We start from the raw sequence: 20,049 nt of genomic DNA, 5'->3' as shown, positions 1-20,049 counted from the left end.
CCTTCCACCGCATTCAATTCGTGCTATCCCTTACCCGTAGCCAACAGGAACGGCACGGGGCATGAGCAACCAGCGCAAATCCGGCAACTCCGCTGCCGCCACCGCCGCGGCGCTGGTGGGCCAAGCCGTGCCGCTGCATCAGGCCGGCCGGCTGGCTGAGGCGGAAGCCCTTTACCGCCAAGCGCTGAGCTTCCAGCCACGTCATCCCGACGCGCTCCACCTGCTGGGCATGATCGCCTGCCAGACCGGCCGCCTCAAAGAGGCCGCCGACCTGATCGGACAGGCGGTGGCGGCCAAGCGTGACGTTCCCGATTACCACGCCAACCTCGCCTACGCCCTCCAGGCCCTTGGCCGTTCGGCGGAGGCGGAGCGGGCGGCCCGCAATGCACTGCGCTTGCGCAACCCATTCCCCGAAGCCGCCAACACGCTCGGCAATGCCCTGAACGCCCAGGGCAAGGCGGAAGAGGCGGCGACCGCCTACCGCGCGGCCCTGCGCGCCCGCCCCAATTATGCGGAGGCCGAGGGCAACCTCGGCGCCGTGCTGCGCAGCCTCGGCCGTTCGGCGGAGGCCGAACCGTTGCTGCGCCACGCACTCGCCGCCAACCCGGCGCTGACGGAGGCGCGCGCCGCTCTTGGCCTCGCGCTGCTCGACCTCGGCAGTTCGGACGAGGGTGAGGCGGCGCTGCGCGATGTCCTGGCCCGCAGGCCCGACCACGCTGCTGCGGCGCTGGCGCTGGCCGGCTCCCTGCGACGCCGTTGGGGGGATGCCGAGCCCGCCTACCGACGCTATCTGGCGTTGGAACCGGCGGATGCCGAAGCATGGAACGCCTTCGGTCTCGCCCTGCAAAACGCCGACCGCATCGAGCAGGCGGCGGAGGCCTTCGCCCGCGCACTGCGGCTGGCGCCGGCGATGGCGGAGGCGATGACCAACCTCGGCACCATCCGCCGCTTGCAGGGTCGGGCCGGGGAGGCTGCCGATCTCCAACGACGTGCGCTGGACCAGCGCCCCGGCTATGCCGCCGCCCATACCAATCTGGCGCTCGCCCTTCAGGATCTGGGCGACGAGGCGGGAGCCGAACAGGAATTCACCCGCGCGCTCGACGCCGATCCGGCACAGGCGCTCGCCCGCTTCAACCGCGCCATCCTGCGCCTGCGCCAGGGACGGCTGATTGAGGGGTGGGAGGATTATGCGTCCCGCTTCGACTCCGGCCGGCTTGGCCCCAAGCGGCCGTTCGGCATCCCGGAATGGGAGGGGAACGACCTCGCCGGGCGCCGCCTTCTGCTGTGGGCGGAGCAGGGGCTGGGCGACGAGTTCATGTTCGGCTCCCTGCTGCCGCAGGTCATCGCCCGCTATCCCGACCTGATCGTCGAATGCGAACCGCGGCTGGTGTCGCTGTTCCAGCGCTCCTTCCCCGGTACGACTGTACGAGCCCCGACGCGCCGGCCCACCGATGTCGACTGCCATCTTCCTTTCGGTTCGCTGCCCCGGCTGATGTGGAGGGCGTCGCCCGTCCCGGCGCCTCCCGCCGGCTGGTTGAAGCCGGACCCGGAACGGGTGGCCGCATGGCGGCAGCGGCTGGATGCGCTCGGGCCCGGTCTGGCGGTCGGCATCGCCTGGACCAGCCAGCGCATCACCACCGAACGCCGCCAGTCCTATACGGAGCTGGAAGACTGGCTTCCTTTGCTGCGCCTTCCCGGCCTGCACCCGGTCAGCCTGCAATATGACGGACGCGAGGAGGAGATTGCGGCGGTCGAGGACCGGTACGGCCTGCGCATCCACCGCTGGTCCGATCTGGACCAGATCGGCGATCTGGAAAGCACGGCGGCGCTGATGGCCAACCTGGATCTGGCGATCACCGTGGCGTCTTCCGCCGGAGAGATGGCGGCGGCACTCGGCGTGCCGGTCTGGCGGCTCGGCCGGCGGGACTGGACCAAACTGGGCACCGGGGTCCGCCCCTGGTTTCCGACCATGCGCTGTATCCATCCACAGGACAATACCGGCATCAGCGACGCCATTCCTCTGGCAGTGCAGATGGTTACCGGACTTTCTGCAGGTGGCCTGTGAGCGTCATCGACCGGTTCGCCGAAGCGCTTCGCCACCATCAGGCGGGCGCTCTTGCAGATGCCGAACCGTTGTATCGGCAGGTTCTCGATGCGGAACCGCATCACGCAGACGCCCTGCACCTGCTGGGTGTCCTCTACCATCAGATCAACAAAAACGAACAAGCCATTGGTTTGATCGATAACGCCGTTGAACTTGCGCCGCATGTCGCCGACTACCACGCCAACCGCGGCATCGTGTTGCAACGGCTGGGCAGGCTGGTCGAGGCGGAGGCTGCCCAGCGGCAGGCGTTGGAGCGGGACCCCGGCCATGTGGGCGCTCACTTCAATCTGGGACTGGTGCTGGCGGCACAGGACCGCTTGTCGGAGGCGGCTTCCCATTATGCGGAGGCTGCCCGCCTGTCACCTGGCTTGGCCGACGCACACTTGAACCTTGGCGCCACTCTGCAAGGGCTCGGCCGGGCGGAAGAGGCGCTTGAGGCCCACGCGAAGGCGGCGGAACTGCTGCCCGGCGATCCACGCCCGTGGACCAACCTTGCGGTCAGCCTGCGCCACCTCGGACGGATGACCGAAGCGGCCGACGCGCTGCGTATGGCCGCGACACTGGGCGGCGGCGGCAACGACCCCGCGACGTTGTCGGCATTGGCCGCTGCGCTCCACGCGGCCGGCCGGACGGAAGAGGCGGCCGAGCGCTACGCCGACACATTGCGGATCGACCCGAAGAACTCGTTCTGCCTCAACGGGTTGGGCCTTTGTCTTAAAGCGCTTGGTCAGCTGGATGATGCCGCCGTCTGCTTCGATGCAGCGAGCGCCAACGAGCCCGACCATGCGGAGGCACTGGACAATCTCGGCAGCATCCGCAACGCCCAAGGCCGTTATGCCGAGGCCGAGGCACTGCACCGGCAGGCGATCGGCCACCGCTCCGATTTCGCTGGGGCGTGGAACAATCTGGGCAATGCCCGCCACGCCGCCGGCCGCACCGCGGAGGCATGGCGGGCGTGGCATACGGCACTGGCACTCGATCCCGCCCTGGCCGAAACCCACACCAACCTTGGCAACGCCCTGCGCAACACCGAGCGCTTCGCAGAAGCCGAACGATCACAGCGCCACGCCATCCTCCTCGCCCCGCTGGAGGCGCCGGCCCGCAACAACCTGGGCCATCTGCGCCAAGGCCGGCACGACCATGCCGGAGCGGCAGGCTGCTATCGCAGCGCCCTGGCGCTGGAACCCGCCTATGGCGAGGCCTGGAGCAATTTGGGGCTGGCGCGCCAGCGGCTCGGCGACGCCAGTGGTGCAGAACGCTGCTACGACCGCGCCTTGTGTCTGCGCCCGGATCTGTCGCTGTCCCACTTCAACAAAGGCCTGCTGCGGCTGGAGGTCGGCGACCTCGACCGTGGCTGGCCCGGCTATGCCTGGCGCTTCGGGTCGGGGCAGGTCGGGCAGGGACGCCAGCCTCGTGCACAGCCATGGCGCGGCGAGGATTTGACCGGCCGGCGCCTGATGATCTGGGGAGAGCAGGGGGTGGGCGACACCATCCTGTTCTCCGCCCTCTGTGCTGAGTTGGCCGGCCGCGCCGTCTCCACCATCCTGGAGGTCGATCGCCGGCTGGTGCCGCTGTTCGCCCGTTCCTTTCCGACCCTCAGGGTCAGGGCGGAGGCATTGGACGGGCAGGGGCGGGAGGCGATGGCGATCCCGGATTACGATCGCCATGTGCCGATGGGCTCGCTGCCGCGGGTCCTGCGCCGCCGGCAGGCCGATTTCCCGCCGCGCCCGTCCTGGCTGGTCCCCGACGCCGCCCTGGTCGAGCGATTGCGCCGACGATTGGAGGCGCTCGGACCCGGCCTGCGGGTGGGCATCGGCTGGCGCAGCCAGATGATGACGGCGGAGCGCAGCACCGCCTATCTGCCGCTCGATGCCTGGGCGCCGCTGTTCGCGCTGCCCGGAATCCAATGGGTGGTACTGCAGTATGGCGATGTGGAGGAGGAGGTCCGACAGGCCGAGCAGCGCTTCGGCATTCGCCTGCACCGCTGGGACGACCTGGACCGCAAGGACGATTTCGACGGCGTGGCTGCGCTGATCGCCGGGCTGGATCTCGTCATCTCGCCGGCGATGTCGGTTGGCGAACTGGCCGGCGCGCTCGGCGCGCCGATCTGGCGCTTCGGCGGTCGGGACTGGACACAGCTGGGGGCGGGGGTGCGTCCCTGGTATCCATCGATGCGCCTGTTCCAACCCCGGCCCGGCGAACCGCTGTCGGCGACGCTGGACGACATGGCCCGCTGCCTGACAAGGCTCGCTTCCAAAGCGGTTCCTCCTTCAGGAAGTGGTTCAACCCCTTCCAGCAAGCCGTTGTCGGAGCGAGCTGTCTCCTTGCATCGACAGGGTCGTTTGGCCGAGGCCGCCGCCCTCCACCGCAAGGCCGTTGCCGCCGATCCGCTGAACCCGCCGGGCTGGACCAACGGCGGTCTCACCCTGCTCGGATTGGGGCGAGGCGAGGCCGCCATCCTCTGGCATCGGCGGGCGCTGGTCCTCAACCCGGCTTTCACCGAAGCGATGGGCAATCTCGGCGTCGCCCTGCAGGCTGGTGGCCTACCGGTGGAGGCCGCGGCCCTGCACCGCCGCGCCGTCCGGCTGCGTCCTCAGACCGCCGAGAACTGGGGTAACCTCGCCGCCGCCCTGCTCGTCGGCAGACGCTATAATGAGGCCGAGGTCGCCTCTGCCCGTGCGGCGGCGCTGTCGCCGGCCCTCGCCGGGGTGCTCACCACGGCCGCCGCCGCACTGAAGGGACTGGGACGCTTCGAAGAAGCAGCCCGTCACAGCCGCAGGGCACTGCGTATCCTTCTGGTTTCGGCCAAGGGCTGGTCGAACCTGGGCATGGCTCTGGCCGGGCTCGGAGGGTGGAGCGAGGCAATGCACGCCCACCGTCGCGCCGTGGCTCTCGCTCCCGCTCTGCCGGACATTCTGCTCAACCACGGCCATACGGCGCTGATGCGGGGGGAGCGCAGGCTCGCCCGCGCCTGCGCCGAACGGACCCTGAGGCTCGCGCCCGGCCGGGGGGAGGCGCGCATGAACCGCGCCCTGCTGCGGCTGGCCGAAGGCGACATCGCCGGCGGATGGGAGGATTATTCCCACCGTTTTGCCGCCGGCGACGCGGCACCCCGCCGCTTCTGCATTCCCGAATGGCAGGGCGAGGATTTGGCGGGCCGCAGCATCCTGGTGTGGGGCGAGCAGGGGCTGGGCGACGAGATCCTGTTCGGAACCACGCTGCCCGATCTGCTCCGCCAAGCCAAGCGGGTGATCGTCGAGTGCGACCGGCGCCTGACCAGCCTGTTCGCCCGCGCGCTGCCGGAGGCCGAGGTGCGGGCGCCGACGCCGGATCATCGGATCGGCCTGCGGGACGCCGATGTCCATGCGCCGATGGGCACGATCGCCGCCCGGCTGCGGCCCGGCCTGCGACATTTCCCGGCGACCTCCCCATTCCTGACGCCGGACGACACATCGGCCGCAATCTGGCGTGCGCGGCTGGCGGCCCTGGGTCCTGGCCTGCGGGTGGGCATCTGCTGGCGCAGCAGCCGCATGACGGCGGACCGTGCCGGCGCCTACAGCCGCATCGCCCAGTGGGGACCGCTCCTCACCGTGCCCGGCATCACCTTCGTCAGCCTTCAGTACGACGAGCATGCGGCGGAGCGGGCCGACGCCCTGCGCCACTTCGGCACGACCCTGCACCACTGGCCCGACCTCGACCAGCGCAACGACCTGGACGGGGTGGCGGCGCTGATGGCCGGCCTCGACCTCGTCGTCACCGCGCCCACCTCCGTTGGGGAACTCGCCGCCGCGCTGGGCGTTCCCGTCTGGCGGATCGGCATGGCGGCCGGCGACTGGTCGTCCCTTGGAACGGCGGTCCGGCCGTGGTTTCCATCCATGGCGCTGGCCATGGCGTCGACCGGCGATCCGGCCGGCCATGATGCCGCCCTATCGACGGTGGCACAGCGCCTTCGCCGTCTGGCTGACGCCGCTGGCACCGCGACCTGACCATCCGAGCGGAAGCGTCAGCGCGATTCCGCATTGCGATTCCCGTTCGCGCCCATTATCGACTATGCCCGCCGGGTCCCGCGCGGGGTGGATGACCCGGCGCCCGCGCCGTCGTAAGCTGCATCGTCGGCCGGCCGGCATCAGCGGGAATTGAGAGAAAGGACGGTCGGTGCGGTCTGAGGACGCTCTTGCCAACATAGACGTCGCGGTGCTCGCCGGCGGGCTGGGCACGCGTATCCGGAGCGTTCTGGGCGACACGCCGAAGGTCCTGGCCCCGATCGCTGGCCGTGCCTTCCTCGGCCATCTGCTCGACTATTTGTCCACATACGGATCGCGCCGCGTTGTGCTGTGCCTGGGCCATCTGGCCGACCGGGTGACCGCTTGGCTCGCCCGCGGCGATTCGGCCGGAACCATCGACGTGGTCTGCCAGATCGAGCCGCGGCCGCTCGGCACAGCCGGTGCGCTGGGCTATGTGCGAAAGGAACTGCGCAGCAGCACCATCCTGGTGGTGAACGGCGATACGTTCCTGGATGCCGATCTGCGCGCCTTCGTCGCCTCGCACCGCCTGTCGGGAGCGGAGGCATCGGTCCTGTGCGTGACGGTCGAGGATGCCTCCCGCTTCGTGCGGGTGGAGATCGGACCGGACAGCCGTATCCGCAGATTCCCGGCGAAGGCGGCGGGGGCCGGCACCATCAATGCCGGGGTCTACCTGTTCTCCGCCGCCTTCCTCGACCGCTTCATCGCGGCGGGGGCGGTCTCGCTGGAACGCGATGTGCTGGAAAAGCTGCCTCCCGGCACGCTGAACGCCCATGTCGCCAAGGCACGCTTCCTCGACATCGGCACGCCGGAAAGCCTTGCCACCGCCGCCAGCGTGATCGCCGGCCGGGAAACCTGACGGCCGCTATTTGCCCCTGCGCGCGCGGTGGTCTGTCGCTGGACAGGCGCAAGGTGCCGCGCCAAGATGCGCTGACCGACTCGATCCCGCGTGCCGTGGCGGACTCGCCGCGCCGCCTCTTCCGGACCAGTGCCATGGCCGTCATCCTCATCCGAGCCGACGCTTCCCCCACCATCGGCACCGGCCATGTCATGCGCTGCCTCGCCGTTGCGGAGGTTCTGCGCGACCAGGGGCACGAGACATTGTTCGCCGCCGTGGAGTCCACCCCGGCCATCGACCGCCGCCTGTCGGCGGACGGCTTCCGCCATGTCTCCATCGCCGGCCCGGTGGGGGAGGCGGCGGATCTGGCCGCCACCCGCTCTCTGCTGCGGCGGGAGCATGGCAGCGCCGTGATGCTGGACGGCTACCGCTTCGGCGAGGCCTATCGCGCCGGGCTGCAGGCGGCGGGCGCGCGGGTGCTGGCCTGGGACGACCTCGGCGACGGCACCCCGTTGCATGCCGACCTTGTCGTCAACGCCGCACCGCAGGCGGCGGCGCTGCCCTATGAGGCGATGGCGCCGGGTGCCCTTCTGCTGCTCGGACCCGGCTACGCCCCACTGCGGCGGGAGGTGCGTCTGGCCGCCCGCGAACCGATGCGGAGCATCGCCGAACGGCCCGTCCTGCTGGTGACCTTCGGTGGTTCGGACCCGCTGGGGCTGACCGGCCCGGTGGTGAAGGCGCTCGCCGCGGCACGGCCGGACGGCTGCCGGATCGTCGCGGTCGTTGGCGGCAGCAACCCGCGCGCGGCGGAACTGGCGGCACTTGCCGACGGCCTCGGCCCCGATGTTGCGGTGGAAATCGATTCCCCGCGCATGGGCGCGCTGATGGCCGACAGCGGGCTCGCCGTTTCGGCCGGCGGCGGCACCATGGGGGAACTGGCCGCCTTGGCGGTGCCGACCCTGCTGGTGGTTACCGCCGACAATCAGGCGATGGCGAGCAGCGATGCCGCGGAGCTCGGCTGGAGCGAGGCGGTGGACGCCCGCGGCAGCGATCCGGCAAGCGCGGGAAAGACCATTTCCGAACGAGCGCTCGCTCTATGGACCGACGTCCCGCGGCGGCAGCGGATGCAGGACGCCGCCGCTGCGCTGCCGCTGGATGGGGAAGGGGCGGTGCGCATCGCCCATGCTTTGACCGGACGAGCGCCGTCGCTCTCTCCCATGGCCGGTAGTGCCGCCCGGCGACGGACGGCGCCGGCCTGAGCCTTCCCCCTCACGCCGTCAGCTGACCACGCGCCAGGTTCCGTCGCCCTGCTGGCAGGCCGTGCCGAAGCCCTGCTGGGTGCGCCCCTGGACCACGATGGTGGTCTGGTATTCGCGGCAGAGCTGGCCCTGCGGCCCGGTGCCCTCGCGCACGGGCGTGTAGCTGCCGTAATTGCCGGTATCCGGATTGTTCCAGCGCACGGTGCTGCCGGTGGGGGCGCTGTAGGCGTTGACCGCCGCCTGCTGGGCATAATTCTGATCGGCACGGTCGAGCGAGGCGCCCGCCGCATTGCCCAGCGCAGCACCCAGCAGCGTGCCGACGCCGACCGCCACCAGCTTGCCGCTGCCGCCGCCGAACCGCGAGCCGGCCAGACCGCCGACCACGCCGCCCAGCACGGTGCCGGCCGTCTGCTTGTTGGCGCTGACGCCGCCGTAGGAGTCGCCGTAGCCGGGCTGGGCACAGCCGGCAAGCGGAGCCGCGAGCAGGCTGGCGGACAGCGCGGCGGCGAGGAAGGGGCTGGCTTTCATGGTGGCTCTCGTCCTGTTGGGTCCTGTTTGGATCGGCACGAAACTGTTCGTTCCTGACGCTATCAACATGGCAGACCCGCGACTTATTCCCGGTGCGTGACGCGGTGCCTCGCTTGCCCCTATGATCAGGTCAACGGTTCCGCAAAGGAACCAATGACAAGCCCTTGGGAGGGAACGAACATGCTGCCCAACGCGGACAGCTATGAAGGGGTGTCCCGCGCCTTCGCCTGGCGCGTCCCCGATCGCTACAACATCGGTGTCGACGTCTGCGACCGCTGGGCCCAGTCCGAGCCGGACCGCATCGCCCTGATCCACAAGCGGCGCGACGGCGGGGTGGAGGAATACCGCTTCGCCGACATCCGCGCCCTCTCCAATAGGTTCGCCAACGCGCTTGCCGCCCAGGGCATCGGACGCGGCGACCGCGTCGGCATCCTGCTGCCCCAGGCGCCCGAAACCGCGGTCAGCCATGTCGCCGTCTACAAGCTGGGCGGAATCGCGGTGCCGCTGTTCTCGCTGTTCGGGGTGGAGGCGCTGGAGTACCGGTTGGCCAATTGCGGCGCCCGCGCGGTGGTGACCGATGCAGCCGGGGCGGCGAAGATCGCCCAGATCCGCGATCGCCTGCCGGAGCTGCGCGCGGTCTTCCGCATCGACGGTTCGGGACCCGGCTGCCTCGACTGGCACGCGCTGTGCGACGCGGCGTCGGACGACTTCGCCCCGGCGGACACCGGTCCCGACGACCCGGCCCTGATCATCTACACCTCAGGCACCACCGGCCAGCCGAAGGGGGCGCTGCATGCGCACCGGGTGCTGCTGGGCCATCTGCCGGGCGTGGAGATGTCCCACGACCTGTTCCCGCAGCCGGGCGACCGCATCTGGACACCGGCGGACTGGGCGTGGATCGGCGGGCTGCTCGATGTGCTGCTGCCGGCCTGGCACCATGGGGTGACGGTGGTGTCCCACCGCTTCGAGAAGTTCGATGCGGAGGCTGCCTTCGCCCTGCTGGCCGAGTTCCAGGTGCGCAACGCCTTCCTGCCGCCGACGGCGCTGAAGATGATGCGGTCGGTGAAGGCCCCACGGACACGCCACGCCATCGCCATGCGCTCCGTCGCCAGCGGCGGCGAGACTTTGGGTGCCGGGCTGCTCGACTGGGGGCGCGAGACCTTCGGCGTCACCATCAACGAGTTCTACGGCCAGACCGAATGCAACATGATCGTCTCCTCGGCCGCCACGCTGATGGCGCCGAAGCCGGGCATCATGGGGCGCCCCGTGCCCGGTCATGACGTGGCGGTGATCGACGGCGAGGGCAACCGCCTGCCGCCGGGGCGGATCGGCCTGATCGCCGTGCGCCGGCCGGACCCGGTGATGTTCCTCGGCTACTGGAACAACCCGGACGCCACCGCCGCCAAATTCATCGGAGATTGGCTCGTCACCGGCGACCAGGGGGAGTTGGACGAGGACGGCTACATCCGCTTCGTCGGGCGCGACGACGACGTCATCACCTCGGGCGGCTACCGCATCGGTCCCGGCGAGATCGAGGATTGCCTGATCGGCCACCCCGCTGTGCGCATGGCGGCGGTGGTCGGCGTTCCCGACCCGCTGCGCACGGAGATCGTCAAGGCCTTCGTCGTGCTGCAGGAGGGGGTGACGCCGGACGACGCGCTCGTCGCCTCGATCCAGGAGCATGTGAAGACGCGGCTGGCCGCGCACGAATATCCCCGGGCCATCGAATTTCTCGAAAGCCTGCCCATGACCACCACCGGCAAGATCATCCGCCGGGAGTTGAGGAACCGCGCCTAATATCATGATAGAATTGATTTTATTGGCTGCGGCCTTCCTAGCCGGAGCGATGAATGCCGTTGCCGGCGGGGGCAGTTTCCTGACCCTGCCGGCCCTGATATACGCCGGGGTGCCGCCGGTCGCCGCCAACGCGACCGGTACGGTCGCCCTGCTGCCCGGCTATGCCAGCGGAGTTTACGGCTACCGGCAGGATCTGACGCCGGTCGGCAACCTCAGCCTGCCGCTGCTGTCGGTGGTCAGCCTCGTCGGCGGTCTGGCCGGGGCGGGGCTGCTGCTGGTGACGCCGGATTCGGTGTTCCGCGGGATCGTTCCCTGGCTGCTGCTGCTGGCGACCGGGCTGTTCGCCTTCGGCAACCTGCTGGCGCAACGGCTGCGCAGCCTCGGCCTGCACGGCAACGGGGCGATGCTGGGCACGCTGTTCGCGGTGTCGGTCTATGGCGGCTATTTCAACGGCGGACTCGGCATCCTGCTGCTGGCGCAGCTCAGCCTGTTCGGGATGACCGATCTGAACGCCATGAACGGGCTGAAGAACCTGTTCTCCGCCGTGCTGACCGCCATCGCCGTGGTGGCCTATGCGGCCGGCGGGGCGGTGGAATGGCCGAAGGCTTTGCTGATGACGGTCGCCGCGGTTGCCGGCGGCTATGTCGGCGCACGGGTCGGGCGGAAGATCCCGAAGCCGGTGCTGCGCATGGGCATCATCGCCGTCGGGCTGGTGATGAGCGCGGTGTTCTTCCTGAAATGATCGCGCTATAGAGGGCGCCACCCGCCCTTGGCCCCGCTGCGACCGGATCCGTTGCCATGCTGACCGTTTCGGACCTCGACCTGTACTATGGTGACGCCCAGGCGCTCGACGGCGTCACGCTGCAGGTGGCGGCGGGGGCGACCACCGCCATCGTCGGCGCCAACGGGGCGGGCAAGACCTCGCTGATCCGCGCCATCGCCGGAATCCTGAAGCCGGCGCGCGGAAGCATCCGCTTCAAGGACCGGGAGATCGCCGGCCTGCCCAGCCATGTCGTCTGCGACCTCGGCATCGGGCAGGTCGCCGAGGGCCGGCAGATCTTCCCCAGCCTCAGCGTGCGGGAGAATCTGGAGATGGGCGCCGTCATCCCGCGGGCGCGCGCCACCGCCCGGCAGACCTACGACCGCGTGCTCGACCTGTTCCCCCGCCTGCGCGAGCGGCTGGACCAGGCCGCCGGCACCCTGTCCGGCGGCGAGCAGCAGATGCTGGCGATCGGCCGCTGCCTGATGGGCAAGCCCGACCTGATCATGTTCGACGAACCGTCGCTCGGCCTGTCGCCGGCATTGGTGCAGGAGCTGTTCCGCATCATCCGTGCGTTGGCGGCCGACGGGATGACGATCATCCTGGTCGAACAGAACGTCGCCGCTTCGCTGCGGATCGCCGGTCAGGCCTATGTGCTGGAGAACGGCCGGGTGGTGCTGTCGGGAAGCGGCGAGGCGCTGCTGGCAGATCCTGCGGTGAAGCAAGCCTATCTGGGGCTGTGACGGAGGAGAGGGTGCGACGGCCCCCTCCCCACGGCCCGCAGCCAGTTCGTCAGAACAGCCCCTGCGCCTCGCGCGCATAGTCCAGCAGCTTTTCCACCGAACGGGTGCGGTCGCCCGTCTCGGCGAAGCGGGCGCGTGCCGCTTCCGCTGCCTTCGACCTTGCAGCGGCGTCCTGGCCCAGCGCCACCGCGAGTTCGAGGTAGGCGGTCTCGTCCGCCACCGCCATGGCCGGGCCGGCGACGCCCGCCACGTCACCCCTGGCGTAGGTCACCACCGGCAGACCTTCGGCCAGAGCGAACGCCGCGCTGCCGCCACCACCCTGGCGCGGCGGATTCAGATAGGCGGTCGCCACCCCGTACAGCCCGCGGATGCCGTCCACATGCCCCAGCGCCTTCATCCGTGCGGCGTTGCGGGCGCCCGCGATGCGGGCGGGCAGATCCTGCACCGCACCGGCAAAGGCGACCTGCGCGTCGGGCACCCGATCAAGCAGGCGGTCGAGCGTCTCCAGGAAATCACCGCCGACCTCCTGGTCCAGCCGGTTGCCGACGACGACATAGAGCGGCACGCCGTCGGACAGGCCGAAATCGGCACGACTGCGGGTGGGCCCGCCGTCCGGAAGGGTCCAGCCGAAGGAGAAGGGGCGGAAGCGGCCCTGTGCCTCGGCCGGCCAGCCGGCGGCGTTGTCCTCCGGCGCGTAGCCCGGCAGGATCGTGGCGAGCGACGGCGGCAGGCCGCTGGAGGTGGGCAGGAGCACCACCGGGCGGCTGCGCGCGAACAGGTCGGCGACGGTGTTGGAAGCACCGAAGGCGACGATCACGTCGGGATCGAATCTCTCGACCGCGTCGACGATGGCGGTCAGCTTCTCCTCGTCGAATCGGGGCTGGGGGAAGGACAGCATGCGCACCGCCGCGCCATGGGCGGCGATGGTCTGCTCCCCGTCATACTCCTCGGTGACGTTGTAGCTGTATTCGGGGACGAAGCCGTTCTCGCCCGACACCGCCATGGCGTTGGGGTTCAGGATCAGCACCTCGCAGCCCTGCTCGTCCTGCAGGCGGCGGGCGTAGTCGAAGGCGTCGGCGGTGGGCTGGTGCCCCTCGCCCAGCATCTGGTTGGTGATCAGCGCCACGCGCTTCACCACGGCGCGTGGGGCCGCCCTGCGCAGCTTGGGTTCCAGTCCATAGCGGCGCGCCGTTTCCTCCACCAGCAGGCGGTAGAAGCGGCGGAACTCGCCGTTGGTGAAGGCGCCGACGTCACCCTTTCGGACGTCGCCCTGGAACAGCCGCATGGCGATGCCCCAGTAGGCGTAATGCAGCGACGGCACGGAGAAGCGAAGGGGATCGTCCAGCACCGCGTTGACCAGTACGCGGTAATGGGCGACGTCACCGGTCAGCAGGAACAGCAGCGACTGGCGCCGCATCACGTCGCCCATGGAATAGCGGGCATCGACCTCCTCCGCCGCGGCGGCACGGATGTCGTCGTCGTAACGGCGGATCAGGTTGGCGAGCGCCCCGACATTGCCCCAGCCGTCGCCCTCGTTGGTCAGCAGGCTGAGCGCGCGCGCGAAACTCAGTGCCGCCTCGCGCTGGCGCCCGCAAGCGTGCAGGGCGTGGCCCAGATTGGCATGGAACAGGGGAGAGCCGTCGTCGCCGGCCACCGCCTGGGCGATGCGGTCCACCGCCTCCTCCGCCCGGCCGGATTGCAGGGCGATGACCCCCAGCAGATGCAGGGCGTCCGGATGGCCGGGCGACGCGTCCAGCACGTCGCGGTACAGGCGCTCCGCCTCCGCGGTGCGGCCGGCGCGGTGATGTTCCGTCGCGACGGCCAACGTCTGCTCGATCTGGTCCATGATGCACGTCCTTGCTGTCGGGGCGGCCCCCATCCCCCGGAAGCCGTCGTCCCCTGCTGTTTACCCTGTTTTAGGAAACACGCGATCAACTTTCCGCATGCGTGGAACTACGACCATTCGGGGAGGCGACGGCCAAGGCGCCACCCCGCGTCTGACAACAGCCGTCGGGCCCATCCCGGCACGGTGCCTTTTGCGGGGGCTCGCCGCCCTTTGCATCGCCATGGCGGCGCCGATAGGCTCGGCGGCGGCGCAGATGGCGGCCGAGAGGCCGGGGATTGCGGCCGATGGGCCGTCGATCGCCATCAGCCTTGCCGACCGCCGGCTGTACCTGACCGCGTCGGACGGCACGACCAGCAGCTTCCCGGTAGCCATCGGCCGCCCCGGCGTTCCGATTCCCATCGGCGACAGCACCATCCAGCGCAAGCGCCGCGACCCGACCTGGAGGCCGACCGCCAACCAGCGGCGCGAGAAGCCGTCCCTGCCGCGGGCGGTGCCGCCCGGACCGAACAACCCGCTGGGCAAATTCGCGCTCGACCTCGGCTGGACAGCCATCGCCATCCACGGCACCAACGATCCGGATTCGGTGGGGCGGCAGGCCAGCGGCGGCTGTTTCCGCATGCTTCCCGCCGACATCGAAACCGTCTTCGCCGCGGCGGAGGTGGGGACCCCGGTGCGGGTGGTGCGGGACACTCTGGGGGGAAGCCCGCCGAAGCCAACGGCTGTTCCGCCGGCAAGGACGCTTCCCGTCGCGGTCAAGGCAGTACCGCAAGCTGCGCAGCAATCGCCGAGGCCGCTGCCGGTACCCGCTCCGGCCCCAGAGCCGCCACCCCAGCCGGTGGCCGACCCTCGCTGCCCAATGGTCACGGCGCCGCTCAGGCGGATGATCTGCGATGTGCCGGCGCTTGCCTTGCTGGATGGCCGTGCCCGCGGGGCACAGGAGCGGTTCCTGGCCGGCATCGCCGATCCGGCCGCCCGCGCCGCCGCCGCCTACGACCTGATCCAGGAGGAACGGCGCTTCCACGAGAGGATCGCCGCGCTTTGCTGGATCCGCAGCGGAACGGAAGGCGACCCGGATGTCGCAGCGTCGGCGCAATCCTGCCTGACCACCGCGCTCGACCGCCGGCTCGACGACGTGGCGGAGCGGATCGCGGTGTTGCGCGGCGGTGCACGTATGGCGGCCCGGCCATAGGGCTACCTATCGGAACGGTCGAATCGCACGGCGGCAGCGTCATTCTGGCTTGCCTGCATCCCCCTTGGACTGCTAACCCGCAGAACCCAACCGTTCGGACAATCCGCCACCCATGCCGATCGACTATTATTTGAACATCGCGGCCTCAGGGTTGCTGACCGGCCTGGTCTATGGGCTGGCGGCGCTGGGGCTATCGGTCATCTTCGGCGTGGTGCGCGTCGTCAACTTCGCCCATGGCGAGATGATGGTGGCGGGCATGTACGGCGCCGTGCTGCTGGGCGGCTGGTGGGGGCTCGACCCGCTGCTGTCGGCGCCGGTCATGGCGGCGCTTCTGTTCGCCTGCGGCTGGCTTCTGCAGCGCGGACTGGTGAACAAGTTCGTCGAGCGGCCGGAGCACATGCAGTTCATCCTGCTGCTGGGCATCGCCACCATCCTGGTCAACGCCATGCTGATGCTGTTCGGCCCGGACGCCCGCAACGTGCAGGTGCCCTACAGCTTCGACACGGTGGAGATCGGGCCGATGCTGCTGGATGCCGTGCGGCTGCGCGCCGGGGCGGCGGCGATCGTGGTGGCGGCGGCGCTGTTCGCCTTCTTCCGCTTCAGCCGCACCGGCAAGGCGATCCGCGCCTGCGCCGACAATCCGCTGGGCGCCCGCGTCGTCGGGCTGAACATCGACGGGCTCTATGCGCTCACTTTCGGCATCGGCGCCGCGGTGGTCGGGGTGGCCGGCGCGCTGATGACGCTGCTGGTCGATGCCCGGCCGCAGCTGGCCCCCGAATACACGCTGCTCAGCTTCATCATCGTCATCGTCGGCGGGCTGGGCAGCCTGCCCGGCGCGCTGCTGGGCGGCGTGCTGATCGGCATGTCGGAGGCGCTGGCCGGCTTCCTGCTGACGCCGTCCCTGAAATCCCTGTTCAGCTACGGGGTGCTGATCGTGGTTCTGCTGCTGCGCCCGCAAGGGCTGTTGGGGAAACGGTCATGATCGGCATGTTCAGGCGCATTTCCTCTGCTTCTGCCAAAATTCTACTGGCGGCGATCAAGGCAACAGAGCGGCCGGCAACTGGAATTGTTAGCAGATTCGCTTCGGGCGTAACATGGCGGGGAAGCGCTCTAATATTTTTTGCATTGCTAGCTACTCTTCTGGCCCCCCTCGTCGCCGACCGCTATCTGGTGTCCGTGCTGACCACGGTGCTGTGGTTCGCCTATGTCGGGCAGGCCTGGAACGTGATGATGGGCTTTTCCGGCCTGCTGTCGCTGGGGCACGCGCTGTATGTCGGACTGGGCGCCTATGTCAGCGCCGCGCTGTTCGTGCATTTCGGCATCGGGCCGTGGGCCGGCATGATCCTGGCGATACTGGTGGCGGTGGCGGCCGGCTGCATCATCGGCTTCCTGGGCTTCCGGTTCGGGGTGAAGGGCGTGCATTTCGCCCTGCTGACGATCGCCTTCGCCGAGGTGGCGCGCATCGGCTTCGACCACATCACCTGGGTCGGCGGCTCCGGCGGATTCTTCCTGCCGGTGGAGGCGGGGGCGAGCGACCCGCTGAACCTGCGCGGCTCGCCCCTGCTGTTCTACTACGTGGCGCTGGGGCTGGTGCTGGGCGCGCTGGTCCTGTCGCGCGTGCTGCTGCACAGCCGGCTGGGCTACCAGTGGCTGGCGGTGCGCGAGGAGCCGGACGCGGCGGAGGCGTCGGGCGTCGACCTGTTCCGCGCCCGCATGACCGCGGTGGCGGTGTCCGCCGCCATGACCGCGCTGGGCGGTGTTTTCCAGGCCTTCTACTTCAACAACCTGTTCCCGGAGCAGGTCTTCTCCATGGGTCGCTCCATCGAGATCATCCTGCCGGCCATCGTCGGCGGCATCGGCACGCTGATCGGCCCGATCCTGGGCGCCTTCATCCTGACGCCGCTGGGCGAACTGCTGACCTTCCTGATCGAGGCCGGCGGGCTGGACCTGCCGGGGCTGAAGCAACTGTTCTACGGCGTGGCGCTGGTGGTGATCGTGGTGTTCCGGCCGGAGGGCGTCTGGCCCTGGCTGGCCCGCCGCCTGCGCCTTGTTCGCCAGCCGGGAGATTATCGCCAACCGGGGGAGGGCGCCTGAGATGACCGCACTGCTCGAGGTCGAAGGCCTGTCAAAGCGCTTCCGCGGGCTGAAGGCCGTCTCCGACGTCAGCTTCACCGTGCCGGAGGGGCGCATCCTCGCCCTGATCGGCCCGAACGGTGCCGGCAAGACCACCACCTTCAACCTGATCGCCGGCGTCTTTCCGCCCGACGAGGGGCGCGTCACGCTGAAGGGCCGTTCCCTGACCGGGATGAAGCCCAACCAGGTCTGCGCCGCCGGGATCGGCCGCACCTTCCAGATCGTCAAGCCCTTCGGCCAGCTGACGGTGGAGGAGAATGTCGTCGTCGGCGCGCTGGCCCGCGAGAGGTCGGTCGAGACCGCGCGGCATCAGGCCCGCGCCGTGCTGGAGCGGCTGGAGCTGGCCGATCAGGCCAACCGGCCGGCACGCAGCCTGACGCTGCCCGACCGCAAGCGGCTGGAGGTCGCCCGCGCGCTGGCCACCCGTCCGACCCTGCTTCTGCTGGACGAGGTGCTGGCCGGCCTGCGCCCGACGGAGGTCGACCGCATGGTCGGGGTCCTGCGCGACCTGAACAGCCGCGAAGGCCTGACCATCCTGATGATCGAACATGTGATGCGCGCGGTGATGGCGCTGTCCGACCGCGTCGTCGTGCTGGACCATGGCGAGAAGATCGCCGACGGCGCCCCGGCGGAGGTCGTGGCCGACCCCCGCGTGGTCGAATCCTACCTGGGGGCCGAGGCGCTGGACTGAACCGGCCCCCTCAGTTGCTGAGGTTCGACGGGTCTTCGCGATAGCTGACGGCGGCGACCTCGGCGGTCAGCGGATGGCCGGGATAGGTGAAGCGGCGCAGCCATTCGGTATCGCCCGACGCGCTCCAGAAGCGCAGCATCAGCCGGCCCGGCATGCGCGGCAGCAGCTCTCCCTCCTTGGCCGCGACCTGGTGCACCGGCTTGCCGTCGACCGTCCAGACGATGCCGTCCGGCTTCCAGTCGAAGCCGTAGCTGTGGAAGCCATCGGCGGCGTCGAACCCGAGATCGACCACCGTGTTGCGGTGCCCGACGCCGTTGGCGACCCAGCTGATCTCCAGCTTGGTGGTGTCCTTGCCGGCGATGCCGAAGGTGATCTCGTCCCAGGGATCGCCGAAGGGCGGGCCGGTATAGTGGGAGACCGAGGTCATCACCCCATCGGCCTTCACCGCCTTCAGCGATACCGCGTAGTTGCCGTAGCCGTAGAAGCGGTGGGTGGAATATTCGCCGCAGGAATAGCGGTCCCGGCCGCTGATGTTGTCGCTGACCGACAGGGCGAGATGCCCCTTCTCCAACGTGACGTTGGCGCGGTTCCAGCTGCAGTTCATGTGCCCGCCGGCCTTCCAGCCGTCGGAGCGCTGCCAGCGCGAGACCTCGAACTTCCCCGACTTCTCGCTGAAACTGCCGCCGAGGTGGCTGAACAGGCCATCGGCCAGCGCCGGTCCGCCGGCACCGGCCAGCAGGGCCGAGAGCCCGCCGGCAATGAAGGTGGCGATGATGGTCGCTTTCCGCCTGCCCCGTCCAGTGGCGTCGTTGCGCATGGCTGATCCTCCCGCTGCAAACGGGCCGGCGCGCAATTTCGGTCGGCCCACACCCCCATATCGCGAGGGTGGGGCGGTGCGGCAACGGTGCGGGCGGGGGGTGGCCGCCTTCGACGGACTTACCTCCGCCGATAATCATCGGTCCTCAGTCGTCGGTGACGCCGCTCTTCGGGATGCGCACGTCGCGGTGAACCGACATGCTCAACAGCAGGCCGACGCCCACCATCAGCGTCATCATTGCCGACCCGCCATAGGACACCAGGGGCAGGGGGATGCCGACCACCGGGATCAGCCCCATCACCATCGCCACATTGACGAAGACGTAGAGGAAGAACTGCGCGGTCATGCCGACCGCCACCAGCCGACCGAACTGGCTGCGGCTGTTCAGCGCGATGATCCAGCCATAGATGAACAGCAGCAGATAGAGCGCCAGCAGGGTCAGCGCCCCGACCATCCCGAATTCCTCGGCCAGCACGACGAAGATGAAGTCGGTGTGCTTTTCCGGAAGGAACATCAGCTGGCTCTGCGAGCCGGACATGAAGCCCTTGCCGAACATTCCGCCGGACCCCAGCGCGATCTTCGACTGCAGGATGTTGTAGCCGGAGCCGAGAGGATCGGTTTCCGGATCGAGGAAGGTGTAGACGCGCTGCTTCTGGTAGTCGTGCAGGAACTCCCAGGCGATGGGGATGGCGCCGAGGCCGCCGCCGATCACCACCAGGAACTTCCACACCCGCACGCCGGCGGCGAAGAACACCGCACCGCTGCCCAGGATCAGCAGCAGCGAGGTGCCCAGGTTCGGCTGCATCAACACGAGGGCGACCGGCGTGAAGACCAGCAGCAAGGGCGGGATCAACAGCAGCGGACGGCCGATCTGGTCCAGCGTCACCCCGTGGAAATAGCGGGCGAGCGCCAGCGTCAGCGCCGGCTTCATCAACTCCGACGGCTGAAGCTGGAAGAAGCCGAGGTCGATCCAGCGCTGCGCGCCCATGCCGATGCGGCCCATCAGTTCTACCGCGATCAGCAGGCACAGCACGATGAAGAAGATGATGTAGGCCGACTTCATCAGGTGCCGGATGTCCACCAGCGCGATGCCCAGCATCAGGACGAAGCCGGGGATGGCGCGGACCAGCTGCGGCTGGGCCCAGGGCTTCCAGTGGCCGCCGGCGGCGGAATAGAGCAGCCCGACGCCGACCCCGGTGATCGTGCAGATCAGCAGGACCAGCCCCCAGTTGATGAGCCTGAACTTGGTGCCGAGCGTCAGCTGCGACCGCTGCGGCTCCAGACCGCCGGAGCCGAGATGGGAAAGAACCACGACCGTACGC

Annotated in this window: 15 protein-coding genes; 11 read left to right on the top strand and 4 right to left on the bottom strand. The window is 69.5% G+C overall.

All coding sequences use genetic code 11. The features are described 5' to 3' along the window. Positions 1-61: 61 nt before the first annotated feature. The 4 genes from VD964_RS23825 (at position 62) to pseG (ending at position 8,223) form a co-directional block, all read left to right on the top strand. Positions 62-2,065 carry a tetratricopeptide repeat protein gene (locus VD964_RS23825; RefSeq protein ID WP_324870981.1) on the top strand — a complete coding sequence of 668 codons (2,004 nt, stop codon included), beginning with the start codon at positions 62-64 and terminating at the stop codon, positions 2,063-2,065. Further along, the gene (locus VD964_RS23820) at positions 2,062-6,090 is read left to right on the top strand and encodes a tetratricopeptide repeat protein (protein WP_324870980.1); all 4,029 of its coding nucleotides are present in this window, start codon (positions 2,062-2,064) and stop codon (positions 6,088-6,090) included. Before VD964_RS23825 ends, VD964_RS23820 begins: the two co-directional genes overlap by 4 nt. A gap of 169 nt (positions 6,091-6,259) precedes the next feature. Continuing rightward, positions 6,260-6,985, top strand: a complete 726-nt coding sequence (locus VD964_RS23815) for a nucleotidyltransferase family protein (RefSeq protein WP_149228094.1) — start codon at positions 6,260-6,262, stop codon at positions 6,983-6,985. Between the two features lie 53 nt (positions 6,986-7,038). Then, positions 7,039-8,223: a UDP-2,4-diacetamido-2,4,6-trideoxy-beta-L-altropyranose hydrolase gene (gene pseG / locus VD964_RS23810; RefSeq protein WP_324870979.1), complete on the top strand. Its 1,185-nt coding sequence runs from the start codon at positions 7,039-7,041 to the stop codon at positions 8,221-8,223. A gap of 18 nt (positions 8,224-8,241) precedes the next feature. On the opposite strand, the gene VD964_RS23805 is transcribed toward pseG, so the two are convergent. After that, positions 8,242-8,751 (bottom strand): RT0821/Lpp0805 family surface protein, encoded by a 510-nt coding sequence (locus VD964_RS23805; RefSeq protein ID WP_324870978.1) that lies wholly within the window; start codon positions 8,749-8,751, stop codon positions 8,242-8,244. 180 nt (positions 8,752-8,931) lie between these two features. Here VD964_RS23805 and VD964_RS23800 point away from each other — a divergent pair, with 180 nt between their 5' ends. From VD964_RS23800 to VD964_RS23790, 3 genes are read left to right on the top strand one after another with little or no spacing between them, the layout of a single operon-like run. Further along, positions 8,932-10,548 (top strand): acyl-CoA synthetase, encoded by a 1,617-nt coding sequence (locus tag VD964_RS23800; protein WP_324870977.1) that lies wholly within the window; start codon positions 8,932-8,934, stop codon positions 10,546-10,548. A gap of 4 nt (positions 10,549-10,552) precedes the next feature. Next, positions 10,553-11,290, top strand: coding sequence for a sulfite exporter TauE/SafE family protein (locus VD964_RS23795; protein ID WP_324870976.1), 738 nt, complete (start codon positions 10,553-10,555; stop codon positions 11,288-11,290). A gap of 56 nt (positions 11,291-11,346) precedes the next feature. After that, the gene (locus VD964_RS23790) at positions 11,347-12,051 is read left to right on the top strand and encodes an ABC transporter ATP-binding protein (RefSeq protein WP_014188326.1); all 705 of its coding nucleotides are present in this window, start codon (positions 11,347-11,349) and stop codon (positions 12,049-12,051) included. A 49-nt stretch (positions 12,052-12,100) separates the two neighbouring features. Here the strand turns inward: VD964_RS23790 and VD964_RS23785 are convergent, their stop codons facing one another. Beyond that, positions 12,101-13,897 carry a tetratricopeptide repeat protein gene (locus VD964_RS23785; protein WP_324870975.1) on the bottom strand — a complete coding sequence of 599 codons (1,797 nt, stop codon included), beginning with the start codon at positions 13,895-13,897 and terminating at the stop codon, positions 12,101-12,103. Between the two features lie 220 nt (positions 13,898-14,117). On the opposite strand from VD964_RS23785, the gene VD964_RS23780 reads away from it, so the two are divergent. From VD964_RS23780 to VD964_RS23765, 4 genes are all read left to right on the top strand, one after another. Then, positions 14,118-15,086, top strand: coding sequence for a L,D-transpeptidase (locus VD964_RS23780; RefSeq protein ID WP_324870974.1), 969 nt, complete (start codon positions 14,118-14,120; stop codon positions 15,084-15,086). A gap of 112 nt (positions 15,087-15,198) precedes the next feature. Next, positions 15,199-16,068 (top strand): branched-chain amino acid ABC transporter permease, encoded by an 870-nt coding sequence (locus VD964_RS23775; RefSeq protein ID WP_014188329.1) that lies wholly within the window; start codon positions 15,199-15,201, stop codon positions 16,066-16,068. 143 nt (positions 16,069-16,211) lie between these two features. Then, positions 16,212-17,180, top strand: coding sequence for a branched-chain amino acid ABC transporter permease (locus VD964_RS23770; RefSeq protein WP_324870973.1), 969 nt, complete (start codon positions 16,212-16,214; stop codon positions 17,178-17,180). Position 17,181: 1 nt separating this feature from the next. Next, the gene (locus tag VD964_RS23765; RefSeq protein WP_324870972.1) at positions 17,182-17,910 is read left to right on the top strand and encodes an ABC transporter ATP-binding protein; all 729 of its coding nucleotides are present in this window, start codon (positions 17,182-17,184) and stop codon (positions 17,908-17,910) included. Positions 17,911-17,920: 10 nt separating this feature from the next. On the opposite strand, the gene VD964_RS23760 is transcribed toward VD964_RS23765, so the two are convergent. Together VD964_RS23760 and rodA are read right to left on the bottom strand one after the other, a co-directional pair. Continuing rightward, positions 17,921-18,727, bottom strand: a complete 807-nt coding sequence (locus VD964_RS23760; RefSeq protein WP_324870971.1) for a family 16 glycosylhydrolase — start codon at positions 18,725-18,727, stop codon at positions 17,921-17,923. 145 nt (positions 18,728-18,872) lie between these two features. Next, on the bottom strand, positions 18,873-20,039 hold the full coding sequence (gene rodA, locus VD964_RS23755; protein ID WP_324870970.1) for a rod shape-determining protein RodA: 1,167 nt from the start codon (positions 20,037-20,039) through the stop codon (positions 18,873-18,875). Positions 20,040-20,049 lie beyond the last annotated feature (10 nt).

This window comes from Azospirillum sp., assembly GCF_035628975.1.
Taxonomy (GTDB): domain Bacteria; phylum Pseudomonadota; class Alphaproteobacteria; order Azospirillales; family Azospirillaceae; genus Azospirillum.
The sequence above is the reverse complement of the archived record's forward strand: the minus strand, read 5'-3'. Positions and strand labels throughout refer to the sequence as shown.